Origin of the sequence: Otariodibacter sp. (assembly GCF_029256985.1) — a bacterium.
GTDB lineage: Bacteria > Pseudomonadota > Gammaproteobacteria > Enterobacterales > Pasteurellaceae > Otariodibacter.
In genome coordinates, this window is the sequence record NZ_JARIDQ010000058.1 from 1 (window position 1) to 23,186 (window position 23,186).

At 34.9% G+C, this 23,186-nt stretch carries 19 protein-coding genes, 3 tRNA genes and 2 rRNA genes; 14 read left to right on the forward strand and 10 right to left on the reverse strand.

Features of this window, described 5'->3' with window-relative positions:
- The first annotated feature begins 1 nt into the window (after position 1).
- The 7 genes from rrf (Q1J40_RS06170) (at position 2) to Q1J40_RS06200 (ending at position 3,586) form a co-directional block, all read left to right on the forward strand.
- Positions 2-117, forward strand: a 5S ribosomal RNA gene (rrf, locus tag Q1J40_RS06170).
- Positions 118-171: 54 nt separating this feature from the next.
- Positions 172-287, forward strand: a 5S ribosomal RNA gene (gene rrf, locus Q1J40_RS06175).
- Positions 288-298: 11 nt separating this feature from the next.
- Positions 299-375 (forward strand) — tRNA-Asp (locus Q1J40_RS06180).
- A 35-nt stretch (positions 376-410) separates the two neighbouring features.
- Positions 411-486: transfer RNA gene (locus tag Q1J40_RS06185), tRNA-Trp, on the forward strand.
- 75 nt (positions 487-561) lie between these two features.
- A complete protein-coding gene (gene xerD / locus Q1J40_RS06190) occupies positions 562-1,455 on the forward strand; it encodes a site-specific tyrosine recombinase XerD (RefSeq protein ID WP_301099173.1) in 894 nt (297 codons plus the stop codon).
- Positions 1,456-1,459: 4 nt separating this feature from the next.
- Entirely contained in the window at positions 1,460-1,762 is a 303-nt protein-coding gene (locus tag Q1J40_RS06195; RefSeq protein WP_301099174.1) for a DUF5389 family protein, read from the forward strand.
- A 162-nt stretch (positions 1,763-1,924) separates the two neighbouring features.
- Complete coding sequence (locus Q1J40_RS06200; protein ID WP_301099175.1) at positions 1,925-3,586, forward strand: phospho-sugar mutase; 1,662 nt, start codon at positions 1,925-1,927, stop codon at positions 3,584-3,586.
- Between the two features lie 128 nt (positions 3,587-3,714).
- Here the strand turns inward: Q1J40_RS06200 and tehA are convergent, their stop codons facing one another.
- Both tehA and bamJ read right to left on the reverse strand, forming a co-directional pair.
- Complete coding sequence (gene tehA / locus Q1J40_RS06205; RefSeq protein WP_301099176.1) at positions 3,715-4,707, reverse strand: dicarboxylate transporter/tellurite-resistance protein TehA; 993 nt, start codon at positions 4,705-4,707, stop codon at positions 3,715-3,717.
- Between the two features lie 93 nt (positions 4,708-4,800).
- Complete coding sequence (bamJ, locus tag Q1J40_RS06210) at positions 4,801-5,430, reverse strand: BamJ family beta-barrel-assembly machinery protein (protein WP_301099177.1); 630 nt, start codon at positions 5,428-5,430, stop codon at positions 4,801-4,803.
- A 142-nt stretch (positions 5,431-5,572) separates the two neighbouring features.
- Between bamJ and menB the strand changes: the two genes are divergently transcribed.
- The 6 genes from menB (at position 5,573) to Q1J40_RS06240 (ending at position 12,828) form a co-directional block, all read left to right on the forward strand.
- Entirely contained in the window at positions 5,573-6,430 is an 858-nt protein-coding gene (menB, locus tag Q1J40_RS06215; RefSeq protein WP_301099179.1) for a 1,4-dihydroxy-2-naphthoyl-CoA synthase, read from the forward strand.
- A 263-nt stretch (positions 6,431-6,693) separates the two neighbouring features.
- Complete coding sequence (mrcB, locus tag Q1J40_RS06220) at positions 6,694-9,045, forward strand: penicillin-binding protein 1B (RefSeq protein ID WP_301099180.1); 2,352 nt, start codon at positions 6,694-6,696, stop codon at positions 9,043-9,045.
- A gap of 218 nt (positions 9,046-9,263) precedes the next feature.
- Positions 9,264-11,057 (forward strand): AMP-dependent synthetase/ligase, encoded by a 1,794-nt coding sequence (locus Q1J40_RS06225; RefSeq protein ID WP_301099181.1) that lies wholly within the window; start codon positions 9,264-9,266, stop codon positions 11,055-11,057.
- 85 nt (positions 11,058-11,142) lie between these two features.
- Complete coding sequence (locus Q1J40_RS06230; RefSeq protein ID WP_301099182.1) at positions 11,143-11,469, forward strand: MaoP family protein; 327 nt, start codon at positions 11,143-11,145, stop codon at positions 11,467-11,469.
- 84 nt (positions 11,470-11,553) lie between these two features.
- Positions 11,554-12,645 carry a tRNA (uridine(54)-C5)-methyltransferase TrmA gene (trmA, locus tag Q1J40_RS06235; RefSeq protein WP_301099184.1) on the forward strand — a complete coding sequence of 364 codons (1,092 nt, stop codon included), beginning with the start codon at positions 11,554-11,556 and terminating at the stop codon, positions 12,643-12,645.
- A 93-nt stretch (positions 12,646-12,738) separates the two neighbouring features.
- Positions 12,739-12,828: transfer RNA gene (locus tag Q1J40_RS06240), tRNA-Ser, on the forward strand.
- A 27-nt stretch (positions 12,829-12,855) separates the two neighbouring features.
- On the opposite strand, the gene Q1J40_RS06245 is transcribed toward Q1J40_RS06240, so the two are convergent.
- Positions 12,856-13,884, reverse strand: a complete 1,029-nt coding sequence (locus Q1J40_RS06245; protein ID WP_301099185.1) for a serine hydrolase domain-containing protein — start codon at positions 13,882-13,884, stop codon at positions 12,856-12,858.
- Between the two features lie 77 nt (positions 13,885-13,961).
- Here Q1J40_RS06245 and Q1J40_RS06250 point away from each other — a divergent pair, with 77 nt between their 5' ends.
- A complete protein-coding gene (locus Q1J40_RS06250) occupies positions 13,962-14,852 on the forward strand; it encodes a LysR family transcriptional regulator (RefSeq protein ID WP_301099187.1) in 891 nt (296 codons plus the stop codon).
- Here Q1J40_RS06250 and buk read toward each other — a convergent pair whose 3' ends face one another.
- From buk to Q1J40_RS06285, 7 genes are all read right to left on the reverse strand, one after another.
- On the reverse strand, positions 14,853-15,920 hold the full coding sequence (gene buk / locus Q1J40_RS06255) for a butyrate kinase (RefSeq protein ID WP_301099188.1): 1,068 nt from the start codon (positions 15,918-15,920) through the stop codon (positions 14,853-14,855).
- Between the two features lie 17 nt (positions 15,921-15,937).
- Positions 15,938-16,852, reverse strand: a complete 915-nt coding sequence (locus Q1J40_RS06260) for a phosphate acyltransferase (protein ID WP_301099189.1) — start codon at positions 16,850-16,852, stop codon at positions 15,938-15,940.
- Between the two features lie 71 nt (positions 16,853-16,923).
- On the reverse strand, positions 16,924-17,973 hold the full coding sequence (locus Q1J40_RS06265) for a PTS sugar transporter subunit IIC (protein ID WP_301099190.1): 1,050 nt from the start codon (positions 17,971-17,973) through the stop codon (positions 16,924-16,926).
- A gap of 10 nt (positions 17,974-17,983) precedes the next feature.
- Positions 17,984-19,396: a dihydrolipoyl dehydrogenase gene (gene lpdA, locus Q1J40_RS06270; RefSeq protein WP_301099191.1), complete on the reverse strand. Its 1,413-nt coding sequence runs from the start codon at positions 19,394-19,396 to the stop codon at positions 17,984-17,986.
- A 1-nt stretch (position 19,397) separates the two neighbouring features.
- Entirely contained in the window at positions 19,398-20,732 is a 1,335-nt protein-coding gene (locus Q1J40_RS06275; protein WP_301099192.1) for a dihydrolipoamide acetyltransferase family protein, read from the reverse strand.
- 11 nt (positions 20,733-20,743) lie between these two features.
- Entirely contained in the window at positions 20,744-21,721 is a 978-nt protein-coding gene (locus tag Q1J40_RS06280) for an alpha-ketoacid dehydrogenase subunit beta (RefSeq protein ID WP_301099193.1), read from the reverse strand.
- Between the two features lies 1 nt (position 21,722).
- The gene (locus Q1J40_RS06285) at positions 21,723-22,820 is read right to left on the reverse strand and encodes a thiamine pyrophosphate-dependent dehydrogenase E1 component subunit alpha (RefSeq protein ID WP_301099194.1); all 1,098 of its coding nucleotides are present in this window, start codon (positions 22,818-22,820) and stop codon (positions 21,723-21,725) included.
- Positions 22,821-23,186: the final 366 nt, after the last annotated feature.

Consider the following 23,186-nt stretch of genomic DNA (forward strand, 5'->3'; position numbering starts at 1 on the left):
TCCTGATGGTCATAGTGCAGTGGAACTACCTGAATCCATTCCGAACTCAGAAGTAAAATGCTGTTATGCCGATGGTAGTGTGGTGATTCGCCATGTGAGAGTAGGTCGCCATCAGGGCTTTATTAAATTAGTTTATTCTTAAGAGTGAACTAACTTAATAGAAAGAATTTTCCTAGCGGTCATAGTACAGTAGAACTACCTGAATCCATACCGAACTCAGAAGTAAAATGCTGTTACGCCGATGGTAGTGTGGTGTTTCGCCATGTGAGAGTAGGTCGCTGCTAGGTTCCATATTTGCGGAGCGGTAGTTCAGCTGGTTAGAATACCTGCCTGTCACGCAGGGGGTCGCGGGTTCGAGTCCCGTCCGTTCCGCCACTTATTATAGCGAGTAATAAACTCGCTTTCTCTTTAGGGGCGTAGTTCAATTGGTAGAGCACCGGTCTCCAAAACCGGGTGTTGGGAGTTCGAGCCTCTCCGCCCCTGCCATTATAATAATTCAAATATTTATTTAATCTATATAATCAATTAGAATGAAGAAATTCATTTTAGTTGATTTTTTTTATGAAAAACCTTGATCCTATTATTGAACAATTTTTAGATACTTTGTGGCAAGAGCATCAGTTATCACAAAATACCATATCTTCCTATCGACAAGATCTTGTTTCTTTTACACAATGGTTAAAATCACCTAGAGATTTTTTAACTATTGATCATTCTGATTTACAAGCTTTCCTATCAGAAAGGATATCTGCTGGTTATAAATCAACAAGTTCAGCTAGAATGTTGAGTTGTTTACGTAAATTTTTTCGTTTCTTATTTTTAGAAAGTTATAGAGTAGATGATCCTACAGAGATGTTAACGTCTCCAAAAGTTTCAATGCATTTACCAAAATCGTTGAGCGAAGATCAAGTTTTAGATTTACTCAATGCGCCTAATATTGAAGATCCTTTAGAATTACGTGATAAAGCTATGCTTGAACTTTTATATGCAACTGGATTACGTGTTACAGAGCTTGTTTCTTTAACAATTGAAAATATGAGCTTGACACAAGGTTTAGTACGTATTGTAGGAAAAGGTGATAAAGAAAGAATTGTACCTTTGGGAGAAGAGGCTAGTTATTGGATCCAGAATTATTTTCAGTATAGTAGGCCTGTACTATTAGGTAATTTGCAATTAGATATTGTTTTTCCAAGTCGTTTAGGTCGAGTGATGACTCGTCAGACTTTTTGGCATAGAATTAAACATTATGCATTACTAGTTGGCATTGAAAGCGATAAACTTTCACCTCATGTATTACGCCATGCATTTGCTACTCATTTAGTTAATCATGGTGCTGATTTGCGAGTTGTTCAAATGTTATTAGGGCATAGCGATCTTTCCACTACACAAATTTATACTCATGTAGCTAAAGCTCGCTTAAAATCACTTCATCAACAATTTCATCCAAGAGGATAAAAATGTGAATACAATACAAAAAGGTTTTTCTTCATTTAGTTGGGCGTTGGCTTTATTCTGTTTGCCTAGTGCATTATGGCCATTGGCTTTATTAGTTTCGCCTAGTTTTAGTCAACATTCTAAATTAACTGTATTACAGGCAGATTTTTTTTCTATTGTTTTTTGGGTTTATCCGTTTGTACTTTTAACAATAGCATTAATATTGTTTCGAGTTCATAAGAAAAATAAGCAATTATCTAAGATATTATTATCTTGTAGCTTTATTGGATTCTATGGTTTGATCGGATATATCGTAAGTTATTTTTAAGCCAGAGTATTATAAAGATTTTTATAACAGTTTTTTATAAAAAATAATGTGACATTTTCTACAGATTTTGTCTTTAATCATGTTAATTTTTCTCATTTTCAGCTAGTCTATACCCAAAATCTATGTGGTTTTAGATTGATTTATTATTAGAAGGAGATATCCATGTCAGAACTTTTTAATTTAGCTAAAAATTGGCTAGAACAAGATCCAGATACAGAAACAAAAACAGAATTAACAAAACTTCTCGAAGCTGCTCAATCTGGAGATCATGATGCTGAACGTGAGTTAGCTAGCCGTTTTGCTGGTCGTTTACAATTTGGTACAGCAGGGTTACGTGGACGTTTACAAGCAGGACCAATGGGAATGAATAGAGTTCTTGTCGCACAAGCTGCAGGTGGTTTAGCTAATTATTTGAAAGATTACGATAAAGAGCAACCCTCTATTGTAATTGGTTATGATGGCCGTAAGAACTCAGATGTTTTTGCTCGTGATACTGCTGAGATTATGGCAGGTGCAGGTATTAAAGCTTATTTATTGCCAAGAATGTTACCTACTCCAGTACTTGCTTTTGCGATTAAATATTTTGATACCACAGCAGGTGTTATGGTTACAGCAAGTCATAATCCACCAGAAGATAATGGTTATAAAGTATATTTAGGTAAAGCGAATGGTGGTGGACAAATCGTTTCTCCAGCAGATAAAGATATCGCAAAATTAATTGATAAAATTGCCGCTGGTTCTATTAATGATTTGCCTCGTAGTCAAGATTTCACAGTGTTAAGTGATGAAGTGGTCAATGCGTATATTGAAAAAACTGCAAGTTTAGCAAAACAACCAGAAGCGGATATCAACTACGTTTATACTGCAATGCATGGTGTTGGCTATGAAGTATTAACAAAAACTCTAGCAAAAGCAGGATTACCTCAACCACACTTAGTTAAAGAACAAATTCAACCAGACGGTACATTCCCAACAGTTAATTTCCCTAACCCAGAAGAGAAGGGGGCATTAGATTTAGCGATTAAATTAGCTAAAGAGAAAAACGCAGAATTTATCATTGCCAATGACCCAGATGCTGACCGTTTAGCTGTTGCTATACCAGATGCGCAAGGTAACTGGAAATCTCTACACGGTAATGTGGTTGGATGCTTATTAGGTTGGTATTTAGCAAAACAATATCAAGCGGAAGGTAAAAAAGGTGTATTAGCTTGTTCATTAGTTTCTTCTCCTGCATTAGCAGAAATTGCGAAAAAATATGGATTTGAGTCCCAAGAAACATTAACAGGGTTTAAATATATCGGTAAAGTAGATGGATTACTCTTTGGTTTTGAAGAAGCATTAGGTTATTTAGTTGATCCAGATAAAGTGCGTGATAAAGACGGCATTTCAGCTGCTGTTATGTTTTTAGATATCGTACGTTATTTGAAAAAGCAAGGTAAAACATTGACTGATTATATTGATGAATTCACAAAAGAATTTGGTGCTTATGTAAGCGGTCAAATCTCAATCCGTGTTCAAGACTTGAATGAAATTAGCAAATTAATGGCAGCATTACGTAATAATCCACCAAGCGAAATAGGTAGCTTTAGAGTGAGTCAATTCCTTGATCATACTAAGACAGATCGTCAAAGTGATATTTTAGTTTTCACTCTTGAAAATGGTAGCCGTTTAATTGTTCGCCCATCAGGTACAGAACCAAAAATTAAATTCTATCTTGATGTTCGTGGTGACGATGCTCAACATGCAGAAAAAGTATTAGCTCAATTTGATGAAAGTGTACGCTCACTTTTACGTCAAGAGCAATATGGAAAACAAGATTGTTAAGAAAACAAACTTTAATATAAAAGAACTTTAGTTCTTATCTACACCTTAATCAATTGAATTACTAATAGATTGCTTAAGGTGTAGATTTTTTATAATTTTTGGTTTGGAATTTAAGATATTTTATATTTTTACTTTGTGAAAAACTTCCCTTTAAATAAAAGTAATAATGTACCAATAACTAAGATGCCAATACATAAATTGGCAATAATAAACATAGGTAACCCTAAAACACCTATACTCTGACCTTGAGTTGCAATATGTAAATATATTCCAACTTTAGCCATTGATGCTAAAGCAAATGAGAATCCCCAAAGCGATATAGTAAATCCTCTGACAATAATCCAGCGAATAATCCGTAAGAAAAAGAAAAATTGTAAAATACCATAGCCGATAATAGCTTTTGCAATCAGATCAATTACTCCGCCATTTATTGTTAAATAAGTCGCACAAGCTACAAAAGTTGGGGCAAGAGCGATACTAATTACTGGACGAATTTGTTCAGTAATAGGTTCAATAGTACGAAGGCGATTTAATATCACAGGCTCTAGGCTTAACCAAGAAAGAGTCCCTGCTCCCCAGAAAAGATAAGCCCACTCAGTATAACCAAGGGTTGCAAGTGCTGTTGCACTTACAAAATTAGAAGCAACTGTAGGTAAGTATAGAACAGGGGTGGTAGATTCAATATTGTAAGTTCCTCGCCACATTCCTGCCATATAATAGCTAGCAAAAAGCAGTTGAACGATAATACCGACAAAAATAAAAATCTGCCCAACTATTGTTATATAAGGCAATATGATTAAACCAACAAACATTGTTGTGATTGGAATTAAACTCACAAAACTACCCAATAATGGATGAGAAAGTTCCTCTTTCGCTATTGCTCGATAAGCAATCCATTTCCACATATAAGCCGATATAAATATTACCCAAGCAATCCCCGCAATAAGAAGTAAGGACTCACTAACAATATGAGGAATCACCTCAAGCAGATGATATAGAGACAATGTTGATTGTAAGAAAGGCGTAGCATACCTCCAAGCTAATCCTAAAGCACTGAGTCCAAGTACAATACCAAAATAGCTAGTTGGAATAGGGAATACCTTTGATTTAGTTGTCATCATATAATTTCATAAAAGTAATGTATTACGTTAATCAAAAAAATGACCTAGCTTTTGCTAGGTCATTTTTGATACTAATCAAATTCAGGAAGAGAATTATAGAATATCTAAAAGTTCTACTTCAAAAACTAATGTACTAAATGGTGGAATTGAACCGCCCGCACCACGTTCACCATAAGCTAGGTTATGTGGAATAGTTAAACGCCATTTTGAACCAACTGGCATCATAGTTAATGCTTCAATCCAGCCTGCAATCACACCATTTACTGGAAATTCAGCTGGTGTACCTCTTTGTACAGAGCTATCAAACACAGTACCATCAATTAAAGAACCTGTGTAATGAACACGTACTTTGTCCACTTGTGTTGGAGTTTTACCAGTACCTTCAGTCAATACTTCGTACTGTAAACCGCTTTCAGTTTCTTTTACGCTTGCGTGTTTTTTATTTTCTTCTAAGAATGCTTTTCCTTCAGCTTCAATGACTTTAAATGCTTCTGCTTGATGTGCTTCTGCACGTTGTTGTAATTCTTGTAATGCTTTAGTCACTACGTTTAAGTCAATTGCTGGTTGATTTTGATTTAATACATCAAAAATACCTTTTACCACTGCTTCTGGCTCAACTTCTAATCCACTACTTAATAGTTGCTGACCGATTTGTAGTCCGATACCGTATCCACCTTGTGCTTCTACGCTTTCTAATGCAATTGAATCTAAATTTAAAGACATAATATTTCCTTATTGGTTGTATGAGTTGAAAAATGTGGGGGTAAATCCACGGAATACAAGGGTAAGCGGTTAGATTATATAAAAATTTTGTAAATTTCAGGTATAATCCTATCGTTTATTTAAAATAAAAAGGAATATGATTATGCAAAATCCAAAAGATGATGTGCTTTACGCACCAATAGAGTGGCAAGATTATAGTGAAGGTTATAGTGATATTTTGTATCATAAATCTAGTGATGGTATTGCAAAAATTACCATTAACCGTCCTGAAGTGCGCAATGCATTTAGACCACAAACAGTTAAGGAAATGATTCTCGCTTTCGCTGATGCTCGTTTTGATGCAGATATCGGTGTTATTGTACTAACAGGACAAGGCGAAAAAGCATTCTGTTCTGGTGGTGATCAAAAAGTACGTGGTGATTACGGCGGTTACAAAGATGAAAGTGGTGTACACCATTTAAATGTTTTAGATTTTCAACGTGATATTCGTAGCTGTCCAAAACCTGTTGTGGCAATGGTAGCGGGTTATGCGATTGGCGGTGGTCATGTTTTACATATGTTATGTGATTTAACTATTGCGGCAGATAATGCTATTTTCGGTCAAACAGGTCCTAAAGTGGGTTCTTTTGATGGCGGTTGGGGTGCAAGTTATATGGCTCGTATTGTTGGTCAGAAAAAAGCACGTGAAATTTGGTTCTTATGTCGCCAATATGATGCTCAAGAAGCATTAGATATGGGATTAGTGAATACCGTTGTGCCTTATGCTAACTTAGAAAAAGAAACTGTTCGTTGGTGTCGTGAGATGTTAAGAAATAGCCCAATCGCTTTACGTTGCTTAAAAGCAGCATTAAATGCAGATTGTGATGGGCAAGCTGGATTACAAGAATTAGCGGGTAATGCAACTATGCTATTCTATATGACTGAAGAAGGACAAGAAGGCCGTAATGCGTTTAATGAAAAACGTGCGCCTGACTTCAGTAAATTCCAACGTAACCCTTAATTAAATGACTGTGGGAAAAGTTATATATTTGTGGGAAATCACCTTGATTTTTAGTTTGAGCATTTTGCTTGTAGGGTGTGATGCAAAAGATAGTTGTTTAGATCAAGGTGGTTCCTATGATGAAATTTCTCAGCAATGTGATAAGTAAATGCGATAAGTTAAAGATAGCACAAGTTTTCAAGAACTTCACATTAACAAGCGGTCTGATTTAGTAAAACTTTTGCAATATATTACCGCTTGTTTTATTTTGATGGTAAATAAATATGTCGAAATATTCAGAAACAGAACAACAAGCTGATGAGTCTCAAAGCACTCAGTCAGTAAAAAAGAAAAAAAAGCCTTATATTATCCCAACTTTATTTAAGTTGTTCCTGTTAGGGAGTTCTTGTGTTGCTTTATATGGACTTTATCTTGATGGGAAGATCCGTTCAAAAATGGACGGGCAAATATGGCAATTACCTGCAGAGGTATATAGCCGCATTGAGAGTATTCGGGTTGATGATAATTTAACTCAAGAGCAAGTCATACTAGCTCTCTTAGACAATGGTTATAGACAGGTTTCGAACATTGCTACACCGGGTGATTTTAAGATTAATGATGATGGCTCTCTAACACTACTTCGTCGCGCTTTTCTATTTCCGAAAAATCCAGAGGCACAACGAGTCTTACGATTACGTTTTGTCAAGGATCGCTTAGCGAGAATAGAAGATCTTGTATTGCTAAAAGAAATTAATGAATTCCGTTTAGATCCTAAATTGATCGCAATGTTACATTCCGATAATGATGAAGAGCGTTTGGCACTTCGTTTGCAAGAGTATCCTAGCTTATTGATTGATACATTAATTCTGACCGAAGATCAGCGGTTCTTTCAACATAATGGGATTAGTTTGTTAAGTATTGCAAGAGCTTTAATTACTAATTATCAGGCAGGCAGAACGGTTCAAGGAGCAAGTACACTAACTCAACAACTTGTTAAGAATCTTTTTTTAACTAATGAAAAGTCACTTGAGCGAAAAGTCAATGAAGCACTCATGTCAGTAATTTTAGATGCTCGCTATGACAAAAATCGTATTTTAGAAACTTACTTAAATGAAATTTATTTAGGGCAAAATGGAAGCTATCAAATTCATGGGTTTGCATTAGCTAGTCAATTTTATTTTGGACGACCTGTACAGGAGATAAGTTTATCGCAAATGGCATTATTGGTGGGTATGGCAAAAGGTGCTTCTCTCTATAATCCTTGGCGAAATCCCGAATTAGCTTTAGAACGTCGTAATGTCGTACTCAAAATCTTATTAGATCACAATCGAATATCTCAATCTGATTATGATTTTCTTGCTAAACAACCTTTGGGGGTAAATAAAAAAGGAAATATTTATCGCCAACAACCCGCCTTTATGCATGCACTTAATTTAGAGATTAAACGAGAATTTGGTGAAAATAAGCTAAGTAGTACACTTTCTGGTGCAAAAATATTTACTACTTTAGATAGAAAAGAGCAACGCTCGGCAGAGTTAGCGGTAATTAATGGTGTTGCAGATCTTGAAAATGCAAGTCGTAGAGTTCGTGATTTACAATCAGCAGTAGTTGTTGCGGAATATGTTACAGGTAAAGTGAGAGCGATTGTTGGTGGGGTGCAAACTCAATATGCAGGATTTAACCGTGCATTACAATCTAAACGTCAAATAGGTTCATTGGTCAAACCCTCTATTTATGCGATTGCGCTATCTCACCCAGATTTATTTAGATTAAATACTCCCATAGAAAATAAACCAATTACAATTAAAGTAGGTAATACATTATGGTCTCCTCGTAATTATAACCATAGGTTTAGTGGATCAGTTATGCTAATGGATGCATTAGTTCGCTCACTTAATATTCCGACAGTGAATATTGGAATGAAAGTGGGATTAAAGAACGTGATTGCTAAACAAAAAGAAATGGGTTGGGATACAGCTACTATTCCACCTTATCCTTCAACATTGTTAGGTTCTTATTCTATTTCACCATTTGATGTAACAAAATCTTTTCAGGTTATTGCTAATCGAGGTGTAAAAATACCATTGACAACAATTGAAGCTATAATTTCTCATCAAGGTAATATGATTTATCACCATGATATTGATAATGAAAGTACTCAAGTTTTACCACCCGAAGCTTCTATTCAGACATTGTATGCTATGCAACAAGTTGTTGAGCGAGGAACAGGTAGAAGTTTACAAGGTGATTTTTCATCGTTACATTTGGCGGGTAAGACAGGAACGACGAATAATGCACGTGATACGTGGTTCGTAGGTATTGATGGGCAAAATATTACCACAGTATGGCTTGGAAAAGATAACAACAGTGATACCCACCTTACTGGTTCTAGCGGTGCATTACAGATTTATAAAGAATATTTAAAACGATCCTTACCAGCTCCACTTCGATTACCAACAAGTAATAATATTCAATGGGTCGGAATCAATAGCTATGGAGGTTGGGATTGTTCCAGTACAAGGAAAATTCCAGTTTGGAAAGACCACGGACAATATTATTGTTCTAAAGGTTCTAATGTTATTGAAGCAAAACCAAGTGTATGGGATGCATTATCCTTAGGGAGTAGTTCTAATTAATAGCTATTAACTATTAAATTTAGTTGTAGTGCTTAGAATAGGATAAGATTCAAAGCTACACATTTTAAAATGTGTAGCTTTTTTATTATATGAGTATTATATAGGGTTATTTTAATTTTAAAATAGCGTACAGGTGTTCTCTTTTTATAGCTTTTTAATTATATATACTTTATATTAGCTAACGTATGTAAGCTGAAATTTAATGAGGATAGGCTAATATGAGTATGTTAGATTTTCATATTGTAAATGGAGTTATTTTCCGTTCAACAAAACAACCAGAGAGTACTGCGTTACGCTTTCTTAAAGAGGGTAAATGGCATTCGATCTCATGGTCTTCTTTAAAAAAGCAAATTGATAGTATTTCTCATGCATTACTAGCAAATAAAATTGGTATTCAGGATAAAATTGGAATTTTTTCGAAAAATATGCCTCGGTGGACAATGGTTGATGTAGCAACGATGCAAATTCGAGGTGTTACAGTTCCTATTTATGCGACAAATACGGATAAGCAAGTAGAATATATTATCAACGATGCGGGTATTAAGATTCTATTTGTAGGTTCACAAGAACAATATGATCTTGCTATTAAAATAGCGAACAACTGTACTCAATTAGAAAAAATTGTGGCTATGGATGATTCAATTAATTTATATGAATTTCCTTTAGCACAATCATGGGACGAGTTTTACCAAGTTCCACTTCAAACCACTGAATTAGATGCCCGTTTGGCAAGTAAACAGATGTCAGATTTATTTACTTTGCTCTATACATCCGGCACAACAGGTGAACCTAAAGGTGTAATGCTTGATTATGCGAATTTAGCTCATCAGCTACAAGTTCATAGTCAAACTATCAAGATTTATGAATCTGATGTTTCTCTTTCTTTCTTACCTTTATCACATATTTTTGAACGCACTTGGTCCATGTATGTATTGTATAGCGGTGCGGTAAATTGCTATTTGGAAGATACCAATCAAGTCCGTGAAGCCTTAACCACATTAAAACCTACTTTAATGTGTGCAGTTCCTAGATTTTACGAAAAAATTTATGCAGCAATTTGGGATAAAGTAGAAAAAGCGCCATTTCATCGTAGAGCTTTATTCAAATGGGTGATTAAACAAGGTGAAACATATTTTAAAGCGAAAAAACCTTCTTTTTTCCTACAAAAACGTTATCAATTGGCAGATAAATTAGTATTTTCAAAATTGCGTAATTTATTGGGTGGCAATATTCGATTAATGCCTTGTGGCGGAGCAAAATTAGAACCTTCTATTGGTTTATTTTTTCATAGTATCGGACTTAATGTAAAATTAGGTTATGGTATGACAGAAACGACTGCTACCGTTTCTTGTTGGGATGATAAAGGATTTAATCCAGAATCTATCGGTACAGTTATGCCAAATGCCGAGGTGAAAATTGGCGAGAATAATGAAATCCTGATTCGTGGTGGGATGGTTATGCGAGGTTACTATAATAAACCTGAAGAAACCGCTCAAGCATTTACCGAAGATGGTTTTTTAAAAACAGGCGATGCAGGTGAAATTGATGAATATGGGCATTTGTTTATTACTGATCGTATAAAAGAGTTAATGAAGACATCTAACGGCAAATATATTGCTCCACAATATATTGAAGGCAAAATTGGCAAAGATAAATTTATTGAGCAAATTGCTGTGATTGCGGATGCAAAAAAATATGTATCGGCATTGATTGTTCCTTGTTTCGAAAGTTTGGAAGAACATGCAAAACAGCTGAATATTAAATATCACGATAGATTGGATCTGATTAAACATTCTGAAATTGTACAAATGTTTGAGAAACGCTTAGCGGAACTACAAAAAGAGTTGGCTGGTTTCGAGCAAGTAAAAAAATTCACATTATTGTCAGAGGCCTTTTCAACTAAAATGGAAGAAATTACCCCAACGCTCAAATTACGTCGAAAAGTCATAATGAAACGCTATAAAGATCAAATTGAAGCAATGTATCGCAAAACAGATAAAGGAAATTCGTAAAAAACCATTGATTTCTTTTTCATATTTGGATTTAATGCTTGCCCAGATTTTGATTATAAGAAAATATAGATAAAAGAGGCATATTATGGCAGATAGTTTTAGTGTAACACGTCGTTTCTTTGACGATAAAAATTATCCACGTGGCTTTTCTCGTCACGGAGATTATACCATTCGTGAATCACAAGCTTTAGAACAGTTTGGACAAGCGTGTTTAGCATTAGAAAATGGTGAGCGTGAACCTGTTACTGAAGAAGAGAAGGAGTTTGTAAAAGTAATGACGGGCAATAAAGTGCCTGAAACATTTCTTGAAAAAGTATGGGTGAAATACCGTACTTTAACGAGCAAAACAAAACGTATCTACACTCTTTCTGGTGATGTGAGCGATGCAGGTAACGGTGACGATACAGAATAATCTAGTGAAGTGGGTATTTTGCCCACTCTTTATTTTATACATTATTTATTAAGCTTAACGCTTTCATTTCATATAAACCTAATCATGAATTTACCTATCTCAGAGTACCCTAATTTATTAGCAAAAAAAGCAGACAATCTTACCGCTTTGCTTGCCCCTTTTTCTCCACCTTCACTTGAAGTGTTTGCTTCAGAAACGAGTCATTTCCGTTTAAGAGCGGAATTTAGAATTTGGCATGAGCAAGGCGATCTTTTTCATATTATGTTTGATAAGGAAACGAAACAGCGCTATCGAGTGGAGCAATTTCCTATTGCAAGTCAGCTTATCAATCAAATGATGACGTTGTTGTTAGATGAGGTAAGGGATAATGCTTTACTCTCTCATAAACTCTTCCAAGTGGATTATTTAACGACATTAAGTGGGCAAATAGCGATTTCGTTGCTATATCATAAAAAATTAACGGAAGAATGGATTGAGCAAGCAAAAGTACTCAAAGCGAATTTAACGCAAAAAGGTTTTGACGTAAACATCATTGGGCGAGCAACTAAGCAGAAAGTTGTTCTAGATAATGATTATGTTGAAGAAAAGTTGATGGTGTCAGGTAGAGAATATATTTATCGTCAGGTTGAAAATAGCTTTACTCAACCAAATGGCAAAATGAATATAAAAATGCTCGAATGGGCAAAGAGCTGTACTGAAAATAGTGAGGGTGATTTACTTGAGCTGTATTGTGGTAACGGCAATTTCTCGATTGCTTTAGCCAGTAATTTCCGCAAAGTACTGGCGACAGAAATTTCTAAATCATCGGTTGAATCGGCTCAATATAATATTGAAAAAAATCATGTAGATAATTTACAGATTATTCGAATGTCAGCGGAGGAGTTTACTCAAGCCCTCAACGGCGAGCGTGAATTTTACCGTTTGCGAGGAATAGATTTATCCAGCTACCAATGCAATACTATTTTTGTCGATCCACCAAGAGCAGGGTTAGATCAAGCAACATTAAAGATGGTACAAGGATACGAAAGAATTTTATATATTTCATGCAACCCGAATACATTAGCGGATAATTTACAACAATTATGCCAAACACATCGTATCGAAAAATGCGCAATGTTTGATCAATTCCCTTACACTGATCATATTGAAAGCGGGGTTTGGTTAATTAGAAAATAAAATAATGACGAAAAATAGAGCATTTGAGAAATTTACTTTATTTTTTACTTGACCGATTTCGTTGTTAACTATATTATTTCGCCTGTTTTCAGCGGAGGAATGGTCGAGTGGTTGAAGGCACCGGTCTTGAAAACCGGCGAGGGTTTACGCCCTCCGTGAGTTCGAATCTCACTTCCTCCGCCATATTTCACCTTACTAACAAATCTATTACTAACTAATTTTCCCGCTCTTTTCTAATTCAATAAGAATAAGATAGAGTAGTTGAAAACATAATGCAGGTTGTCCAACATTGTCGGTTGTTCCAGTTAAATAAACTTCTAGTTGTGGGCAATAGAATGCGAAGGCTCCAGATAATCCAGAATGCCCATAAAAACACAATCTTTCTCCCATACTTATTTTCATATGACCGCCACCATATTCAACTGGTGCATAATCTTCCTGTAGAGGGAGATAGTTGGCTATTTTTTCCCAATGATGTTGTTCAAACAAACGTCCTTCAACAAAGGCTTGGATAAATACCATTAAATCTGCTGTAGTGGAAACGCCACCTCCAGCACCTTGACCACAAGAAATGACTTTGGGTCTGTCCAAATATTTTTCTCCTGTATAAAGTGGCGGGATTGCAGCAAACTCACTACTAGGTAAGAAGGAGTAATCGAGTCCTAATGGGCGGAGGATATACTTATCAGTACAATCATCTAAAGATTGATGGGTAATTTTTTCAATTATCGCTCCTAATAGAGCAAAATTAATATCTGCGTAATAAGTGGATTTACTACCCGGTACAAAGTGAGATTCAGTTTGTTTAACCCAAGCTAATAGATCTGATAATTCAAATGAGAAGTCTTCCTGTTTGATACGATTTTTTAGCAATATAGGTTCTTCATAAAAAATATTTGGTAAGCCACTTCTCTGAAATAATAAATCTTCAATTGTAATTGATTGTGTATAATCTTCACCCGCATAGTGATGTAATCCGCTTAACTTTTCTTTTGAAAAGAAGTTAGCTACAATGTCCCGGTAATCTAGTTTTTTCTGATCAATAAGTTGGAGAGTAAGTGTAGTAATCCATAGCTTGGTCACACTAGCCAAAACAAATGGCGTATACTCAGTCATGTTATCTGTAGATAGCTGGATAAAATCATCATCATTACGCTTTTGAATACGTATTATTGCTTTTGGTAATTTGTTTTTTTGAACAAAGTTATCAAAAATACGTACTAAATTGGTCTGTTGCATATAACATTCCTCTCATCATTCTTATGGTAAAGATAAATTGTTAGAATGAACTTATATAATAGAGGGTACTTTAATTTATGGATATTCGCCAACTTTCTTATTTTGTTGCCATTGCAAAAACACAAAATTATTCTCATGCAGCGAAGAGTCTTTTTGTTTCTCAGCCAGCTTTAAAGCAATCTATTTCAAAAATGGAAGATGAGCTAAATACCCAATTATTTATATACCATAACCACCGACTCCATTTAACCGAAATTGGGAAAATGCTCTTGGAACGAGGTGAGCCGTTAGTTCAAGAATTTAATCAATTAGTGATTGATATTCAAAACAAGTCTAAACAAGAAAAACAATCTCTTACTATTGGTGTTACCTTTCTTACCATGCTTCAATTTATTGACCAAATATCTCGTTTTATTCGAAAAAATCCTTCAGTTGATGTACGAATTGTACAAGAAGGATCTATGAAACTACAGCATCTTCTTGTTCAAGAAAAAATTGATATTGGTATTTTATCCTTCCCCCAAGTAGAACAAAATATAATTATTGATCCTATAGGAATAAATCATTCTAGCTATGGTGCTTGCTTAGTTGTTACTAAAGATCATCCTCTTGCTTCTCAAAAAAGTGCAACCTTTAAAGACATTAAAGACTCCAATATTGTGAGTCTTAGTGAAAATTTTGCTTTAGGAGAACTGACTAAAAAAAGATGTCGGGAACTAGGCATATCGAATCAAATTATTTTAATTCATGATGATTTTGAAATTCTTCTTCATAGCCTGAATAAATTGAATGCTGTAACAATCCTCCCGAAAGAACTCGAAGAGTTTAGCTGTTCTATCAACAACATAGTTTGGATTCCTATACAAGATGTTCAAAGTCAACACAAACAAGGATTAGCTTATTGTAAAAATATGGCTTACAATTCATTGTTAGTTAACCAATTCATTGAAGCCATTAAACATCAATAATTATTTATTTGGAAACTTCAAAACTTGGTAGCTTTCTTTCTTATTTGCTACACGAAGTCCACCAAGAGCAAGAGCTTCTAGTTCAAACTCTCCTGGATAAGCTTTAAATGGACCAATGAATGATATACGTTTAGAAACAGCTTCACACAAGGCTTTAGAGTGTGCCATTCCACCAGTTATACAAACCATATCAATAGGACCATTAATACTTGTAGCTAATGCAGCTAATGTTTTAGCAATGCCTAAGGCCATAGCATCAAATGCTAATGTGGCCTCTTTGTCTCCTTCTTTGATTCTTTTTTCAACTACTCTTAAATCAGTAGTTTGGCATAGAGATTGAAGACCTGCTTTTTTACGAGCTAAATAATTAAATTCATCTACACCCATTTCTTTAATCTTTTTTATAATCGATTTTAAAGGTATTCCGCCAGATCTTTCTGCGGAGAACATAATTTCATCATCTGATACAAAATCAACAATTTCTCCTTTTTCATGTGCACTAGCAGTTGAACCACCGCCTAGGTGAGCAATAACTAAATTGATTTCCTTGTATGGCTTACCTAAGTCTTCAGCGACCTTACGAGCAACTGCACGCATATTGAGATGATGGCCTGTAGAAGTACGTTCGATTCCCTTAATTCCTGTTATACGAGATACATCGCGCATAGAATCAACGGTTACTGGATCATAAACATAAGCAGGGCCACCATTTCCATATTTGTCCATTAATGATTTTGCTAATTTTGCACCGATATTAGATGGGTGTTCAACAACGGGATTAAATTGTAAGTGATTGATTAATTCATCAGTAACTAAGATAGCACCAGGTTTAACTGGCCCAATTAATCCACCTCTTCCTACTGCGACATCAATTTTATTCACATCATTTTTATAAAGACATTCTTCAATATCTTTTAAACGCATATCAAATTGATCAAAAACTTTATCAAATTTATCTAATAATTCTGATTCATATAAGATATCTTCTTTCCAAACCAATTTATCATCTTGATAAAATGCAATTTTTGTAGAAGTTGCGCCGGGATTAACTGCAATTATATTTTTCATTTCAACTCCCTCTATGATTAGTTAGCATCTAACATAATTATTTGTGATAGTAATAGTGATGCGTATTTTTCTTCAAAACTAGAACTTCTTGAAGTGATGATAACAGGGACTTTAGCTCCCATAATAAGCCCAGCCATTTCTGAGCCACCAAATAATATGAGAGATTTTGATAGTACATTACCTGCAACAATATCAGGAGCAACTAGTACATTTGCATCACCTTGGATCTTTCCTTGATATCCTTTTTCTTCAGCACTTTCTTTTGAAAGTGATAGGTCAATAGAAAGAGGGCCTTCTACAATAATTTCATTTTGTTTTTTATATTCTTCGACTAATTCACTTTCCATAACAGAAGAAGGTAATTTAGGAATAATATTTTCAGCCGCAGATAAAAGAGAAATTTTAATAGGAGAAATATTCAATGCAGACATAACTTGAGTTGCATTAGCAATAATTACTTTTGTATTGTCTTTATTAGCTTGCAAGATCAAGCCTCCATCGGTAACTGAAATAAGTTTATTAAGTGATGGCATTGATAAGATTGCAACATGAGATAATGTATCAGCTTTACGGATACCAGTTTCCCTATTAACAACTTCTTTTAGTACTTTTCCAGTTGAAATATGTCCTTTAAGGATAGCATCACCTTTACCTTGGCGAACTAATTCTATACCTTTAAATGCTGCTTCTTGATCATCTGAGATATTGATGACTTCATAAGAATTTTCATCCATTTTATATTTGTTGAGTTTCTCTTTTAATTTATTTTCATCATCAATGAGATATGCATAGATTCTTTTTTCTGAGATAGCTCTTTCTACACAAGAAAGCACTTCATCATCCGCAGCTTTAACGACGACTAATGCCATAGGTTTATCAACATTTTTAATTTCTGGTCTAGCTTCTAATAATTTATCGATTAATAAAGACATAAAATTCCTCCCTAATTAAAAAATATACCTCTCACTTACATTACATTTTAAGAGAGATATACCTTAAATTTTTAAATATTTAGACGATAATCTTCAGGAGTTACAATTTTTAAAACATTCATAAATAAGTGTTTAAAAATTAGTGAGAATATAATTGGCCCAATAGCGAAAGTTAAAGTTGTAATGAGCAAATTCATTGTAGACCAACCGCCATCGACTAAATTTAGATGATTAATTGGACCAACTAAACCACTGAATCCAAATCCTGCACTCATTGGTGTACCTTGAATATTAAATATGTATGCTAAAGCACCTGAACATGCACTAGCTGACATAACTGGCAATAATACCTTAGGATTTTTAACAACATTGGGCATAGATATTTTAGGTGATCCTATAAAGTGAGCAATCGATGTTCCTCGTGAATTCACCGACCAACCAAGCATAGCGAAAGCAAAGCCTGTCGCACAAATCCCTAGATTAGCAGCCCCTGACCCAATGCCTGATAAGGAGATGGCTAAAGCAATTCCAACAGAAGTAATAGGCGAAACAATTAATACACCAAAAATAATGGCAAGAAGAATACACATGACAAGAGGTTCTAAAACTAGTAAATGTGCTACACCAACCCCTACAAGCTGTGTAATCTTAGAAACATAAGGGAGTAATAAATTACCAAGAAGTCCAACAACCAACATCATTAATGGTGGAATAACTAAGATTGTGTAGGCTTTTAATTTATTTCCTACTAATAAGATGATCCCCGCACCAAAGGCTGAAACAATCAACATATTGACTATATCGCCTGCTCCAGCAATAACTATAGCTCCATCTCTAAGTACAATGGCTCCTGATGCAAATAATGTAGCCAGTCCCAAGGCAGCAGCTTGAATAGGATTAAATTTAAAATTTAACCCCACTAAAAAGCCTGAAACAAGCCCCATGCTTGCATTTGAGACGGATAACCCCCACGTTAAAGGAGCTAAGAAAGGCATACTTGGAATTAAAGCTTTAACGAGCTCTGAAAGTAAAGCACCCGGAATTAATACAACGACAGTACCAGTTGCAACACCGTTGAGTACATTCATAGCAAATTGTTTGGCAGATAATTTATTTTCCATAGCTTTTTCTCTATTGGTGTATACCATGGCCTAGTAATATCTCGCTAGCATCCATGATTGTTTCTGATAAACTTGGATGATTGTGTATAGTGAGAGTAATGTCTTCAGCTGTTAATAAGTTCTCAATAGCTAAAGTCACTTCACCAATTAATTCACTAACTCCAGGACCAACTAATTGAGCACCAATTAATTGATTGGTTTCTTTGTTAGAAATTAGGCGAACAAAACCTTCTGGCTCATTCATTGATAAGGCACGACCATTACTTGCAAATCTAAAAGTTGCAACTTTCGGTACGATTCCTTTTCCCTCCGCTTGCGTTTTAGTTAACCCTACGGTCGCAATTTCTGGTTGAGTGTAAGCTACTGTTGGAATAACTAGATAATCAGCAGCAACACCTTCTACACCAGAAATAGCCTCTGCGGCTACTTTTGCTTCGTATGATGCTTTATGTGCTAATGCAGGTCCTGCTGTGATATCACCAATAGCATAGATATGCTTTTGATTTGTTTGCATTTGTTCATTAACTGGGATCAATCCTTTTTCATCTAAATTAATACCAGATAATTCAATACTCATTTGATCTGTATTTGGACGACGACCAACTAAAACTGCAATCTTATCAGCGACAAGTTCTTCTTCTTTATCACCAACTTGATAGAATAAATGAAGACCTTTATCATCTTTTTCATAACGAGAAGCTTTAGCATTAGTTAAGATAGTTATATTTAATTTTTTAGCTTCTTCTAGAACTGGTTTAATTAAGTCTTTTTCAAAGTTATTTAATATACTTTCTTGACCTTCTAAAACAGTAACATGGCTACCTAAATTAGCATATGCCATTGCCAATTCCATTCCAACATAACCACCACCAATAACCGCTAATTCTTTTGGAATTTTACTTAAATTTAGCAGCCCTGTTGAATCTAGAATGTCATCATTAAATTGGAATGTCTTTAATTCAATTGGACGGCTTCCAACTGCTAAAATTGCATTTTTAAAACGATAGCCTTCGCCAAGACCATCTTTAGGCGTAACAAAAAGCGTATCTTTTGTAACAAAGTGAGCTTCACCCTCAATAATTGTTACTTTATTTTTTTTCAATAATGTTTTGATACCTGTTGTTAATTTAGAAACAACCTCATTATTTTTCCAATCTTGTGCTTTATAAAAATCTAATTTGCTGTCTCCCACAGTTAAACCAAATGGTTGTGGATGTTTAGTTTTGGCATACTCATGTCCAATATGAATCAATGCCTTAGAAGGAATACAACCTACATTAAGACATACACCACCAATATATTGTCTTTCAACAATAACTACTTTTTGGCCTAATTGTGCGGCTCTAATAGCCGCAACATATCCACCTGGGCCAGAACCAACAACAATGGTATCTACTTCATTTGTTAATCCACCAACAACCATGCTAACCTCCTTCTGCTAATAATAAATCTGGGTCACTGAGGTATTTTTTGAGAAGGTTAATTGCTTTTTGTGCATAAACTCCATCAATAGCTCTGTGATCAAAGGCAAATGAAATCTTCATGACTTGTTTAAGAATTGGATTACCTTCTTCATCAGGTAAAAATACTTTATCGATACGTCCTACATTTAAAATAGCAATTTCAGGTAAATTAATGATTGGAGTTGACCAAACACCTGCAGTAGCCGCAGCACCTACATTTGTAACAGAAATAGAACCTTTACCCATATCAGATGCTGCAATTTTTCCATCACGAGCTTTTTGAGCAATTTCTGAAATTTCTTTAGCAATATCGAATAAGCTCTTACGATCTGCATGACGAATCATTGGTACAACTAATCCTCTTGGAGTATCAGTTGCTACGCCAATATTGTAGTATTGATGGTAGCTAATTTCATTTTTACTCATATCAAGTGATGCATTGAGTTCTGGGAATTGTTTTAACATTCCAACTAATGCTTTCACTAAATATGGAGTAAATGTTAGTTTAATATCTCTTTCTGCAGCAAGGACTTTCATCTTATTACGATGTGCAACTAAAGCATCAACTTCAGCTTGATCAAATACGGTAACTTGAGCAACTTCAGTGCTACTCTTAGATAATGCATCAGCAATAGTACGGCGCATTGATGATAATTTTTCAACCACTTCAGGATATTCTTCGCCTGACACCACTTTTTGAGTACTTGCTGTAGATGCTTGTTCAGATTTAGCTTCATCTTTAGCTGCTATTGCTGGAACTGATGGACCATGAGCTAAGAAGTTATCTATATCTTCCATAGTAACTTTGCCATGATTTCCTGTACCTTGAATTGAACGGATATCAACACCTTTTGAGCGAGCATAGCGTCTAACTCTTGGTACAGCTAATGTACGAACATCAACACTATTATCAATTTCTTTAACGACAACTTCTGGTGCTACATCTGTACTTGGAGCTTCTGTCGCTTTTTCTTCAGTTGTTGTTACAGATTCTGCTTTTGCAGGTTTAGCTGCTGGAGTTGAAGCACCACTACTAGCTAAATAAGATTTTAATTCTTCTTCTGTTTCTGCGATATCAGCAATAGGCTCACCAACAATACCTGTGTCACCAGCTTCAACATAAATTTTTGCTAAATAACCAGTAATTGGACTTGGTAATTCAACTACTGCTTTATCACTTTCAATCTCTAATAAAGTTTGATCTTCGGTAATTTTATCTCCGACTTTTGCAGCCCAAGACATAATGGCACTTTCATGCGTTCCCTCACCTGAATCCGGTAAAATATATTGATACATTCTGTGTTCTCCTAAAATTCTACAATTTCTTTTACTTTAGCAACGATATCTTCTGTGCTTGGCAACCATGCTTCTTCAGCTAAACCGAATGGGAATGTGCTATCTGGCGCTGTTACACGTGAAACTGGTGCATCTAAATTCATGAAATAACGTTCTGCAATTTCAGACATAACTTGACCTGCTGTACCTGCTTGACGTTGTGCTTCTTGAAGAACAATTACACGATGAGTTTTTTTGATTGATTTGCCAATAGTTTCATAATCAACTGGTGAAACAGTTCTAAGATCAATAATTTCTGTATTGATTCCTTCTTTTTCTAATTGTTCTGCAGCTTTAATAGCTAGAGGAATCATTAACCCGTAACCGATTAAAGTAATATCTTTACCTTCACGAACAACGTTAGCCTTATCTAAAGGTACAGTATAATAACCATCAGGAACTTCATCTTTCACAGTACGATATAAACGAAGGTGTTCTAGGAAAAAGACAGGATCTTCAGATTCAATTGCAGATAATAATAACCCCTTTGCATCATAAGCAGATGATGGGATAACAACTCGCAAACCAGGGATTTGAGCTAACATGCCTTCTAAGCTATCAGAGTGCATTTCTGGGGTATGAACACCACCACCATAAGGTGCACGAATAACAATTGGTGCTTTTCGAGTCCCACCAGTACGATAACGTTGACGAGGAATTTGAACAATTAAGGCATCCATTGCTTCTACGATAAAGCCTGAAAATTGTATTTCTGGAAGAGGTAGAAAACCTTCTTGAGCAAGACCTACAGACATATGAAGAATTCCGGACTCGGCTAAAGGTGTATCAAAAACACGTTTTTCACCAAATTCATCTTGTAAACCTGTAGTAATACGGAATACGCCACCATTTTTACCAACATCTTCACCAAAAATTAATGCATTATCGTGTTTTTTCATGGCTTCTCTTAAGCCTTCAGTAACGGCTTGTGCTAATGTAAGAACTGACATATTAGTTTTCCTCCTTAGCTTCGTAGTAGGCAATTTGTTCTTTAATATTTTGTGGTTGATCTGCATACATAAATTTCAAGAAATCAGAAATTTTTTGAGGAGAAGTTTTTGCCATTTCTGATAATGCATCTTTAGCTTGGTTTTTAACATCTTCATAAATAGTATCTACTTTTTCTTGACTCCATAATCCTTTTTTAATGAGATAATTTCCAAGACGGATTAGAGGATCTTTTTTGCGCCATTCTTCTACTTCAGATTCATCCCTATAACGTTTAGGATCATCTGACATTGTGTGAGGTCCAAAACGGTAAGTTACATTTTCGATAACGATAGGACCATGCTCAATTGCATATTCACGTGCTTTTTTAACGGTATAGTAAACAGCAATTGGATCCATACCATCTACACGAACAGCTGGTATACCTGCTGCTACCGCTTTTTGTGCAAGAGTTACTGCTTTTGTTTGTTTTGTAGTTGGTACTGAGATTCCATAACCATTATTCTGAACTACTATTACTAATTGAGCATCAAATACGCCTGCAAAATTAATAGCTTCATAAAAATCACCTTGCGAAGTAGCTGAGTCTCCCATGAGTGCTAATGCGATTTGTTTTTCTCCTTTCATGCGCTTACCAATACCATTTCCTAATGCTTGAATGGCTGTGCCACCCACAATAACATTTGGAGAATACATATTTAGATCATCTGGATATTGGTTACCTGCAAAATGACCTTTCCACCAAAGGAATGCGTGGGTTAAAGTCATACCAAATCTAACACCCACTAAAACATCACGATAAGTTGGAGCAAAAACATCTTTTTTATCTAATGCTAGAACAGAGCCGTACTGACTTGCTTCTTGTCCACCACCTGGAGCATAGTTACTTAAAGCACCTTGACGATTTAACAAAGTGATACGTTCATCCATTGCTCGACCCCAAGTAATTGTTTCCATTAATGTAACTAATTCTTGATCTGTTAAATCTTTTATTGCATCTTTATCAACAACCTTTCCTTTTTCATCTAAAACTTGATACATAGGAAAATTGTCACCGTATGATGCTGTTATTTCAGTAAAATTTAAGTTACTAATTTTCACGGCAGTCTCCTCTTATTTACTTATAAAATATTAGTGTTACAGCGATAGTATTAATTTATCTTTAACAAGTAAACTTCTTATTTCTTATATCACTATAAGGAAAAATTTTATTTAAATTATATGTAGATATATAATTTAAACTAAATATTTAATTTTTTAATTAAAATATATTAAATATTGATAGTTAAATATAATTCAAATTAATTTAAATAATAAATTAATTATATAAAATAGAGTATATTAAATATTTTTAGAGGAATTTTATATAAAAACTATGGAAGTAATAATATTCGTTTTCTCTGATATTTTGAGAGATAGGACTAGTAAAGGTTACAATACACTACTATGTATAAAAGGACACTATAT

Bases quoted from the DNA above. Each gene is read 5' to 3' on its own strand.
- Q1J40_RS06275 (WP_301099192.1), bottom strand. From the start codon at position 20,732: ATGTATCAATATATTTTACCGGATTCAGGTGAGGGAACGCATGAAAGT.
- Q1J40_RS06200 (WP_301099175.1), top strand. From the start codon at position 1,925: ATGTCAGAACTTTTTAATTTAGCTAAAAATTGGCTAGAACAAGATCCA.
- menB (WP_301099179.1), top strand. From the start codon at position 5,573: ATGCAAAATCCAAAAGATGATGTGCTTTACGCACCAATAGAGTGGCAA.
- Q1J40_RS06250 (WP_301099187.1), top strand. From the start codon at position 13,962: ATGGATATTCGCCAACTTTCTTATTTTGTTGCCATTGCAAAAACACAA.
- Q1J40_RS06245 (WP_301099185.1), bottom strand. From the start codon at position 13,884: ATGCAACAGACCAATTTAGTACGTATTTTTGATAACTTTGTTCAAAAA.
- trmA (WP_301099184.1), top strand. From the start codon at position 11,554: ATGAATTTACCTATCTCAGAGTACCCTAATTTATTAGCAAAAAAAGCA.
- xerD (WP_301099173.1), top strand. From the start codon at position 562: ATGAAAAACCTTGATCCTATTATTGAACAATTTTTAGATACTTTGTGG.
- buk (WP_301099188.1), bottom strand. From the start codon at position 15,920: ATGAAAAATATAATTGCAGTTAATCCCGGCGCAACTTCTACAAAAATT.
- mrcB (WP_301099180.1), top strand. From the start codon at position 6,694: ATGTCGAAATATTCAGAAACAGAACAACAAGCTGATGAGTCTCAAAGC.
- Q1J40_RS06230 (WP_301099182.1), top strand. From the start codon at position 11,143: ATGGCAGATAGTTTTAGTGTAACACGTCGTTTCTTTGACGATAAAAAT.
- Q1J40_RS06280 (WP_301099193.1), bottom strand. From the start codon at position 21,721: ATGTCAGTTCTTACATTAGCACAAGCCGTTACTGAAGGCTTAAGAGAA.
- Q1J40_RS06225 (WP_301099181.1), top strand. From the start codon at position 9,264: ATGAGTATGTTAGATTTTCATATTGTAAATGGAGTTATTTTCCGTTCA.
- tehA (WP_301099176.1), bottom strand. From the start codon at position 4,707: ATGATGACAACTAAATCAAAGGTATTCCCTATTCCAACTAGCTATTTT.
- Q1J40_RS06260 (WP_301099189.1), bottom strand. From the start codon at position 16,852: ATGTCTTTATTAATCGATAAATTATTAGAAGCTAGACCAGAAATTAAA.
- bamJ (WP_301099177.1), bottom strand. From the start codon at position 5,430: ATGTCTTTAAATTTAGATTCAATTGCATTAGAAAGCGTAGAAGCACAA.
- Q1J40_RS06265 (WP_301099190.1), bottom strand. From the start codon at position 17,973: ATGGAAAATAAATTATCTGCCAAACAATTTGCTATGAATGTACTCAAC.
- lpdA (WP_301099191.1), bottom strand. From the start codon at position 19,396: ATGGTTGTTGGTGGATTAACAAATGAAGTAGATACCATTGTTGTTGGT.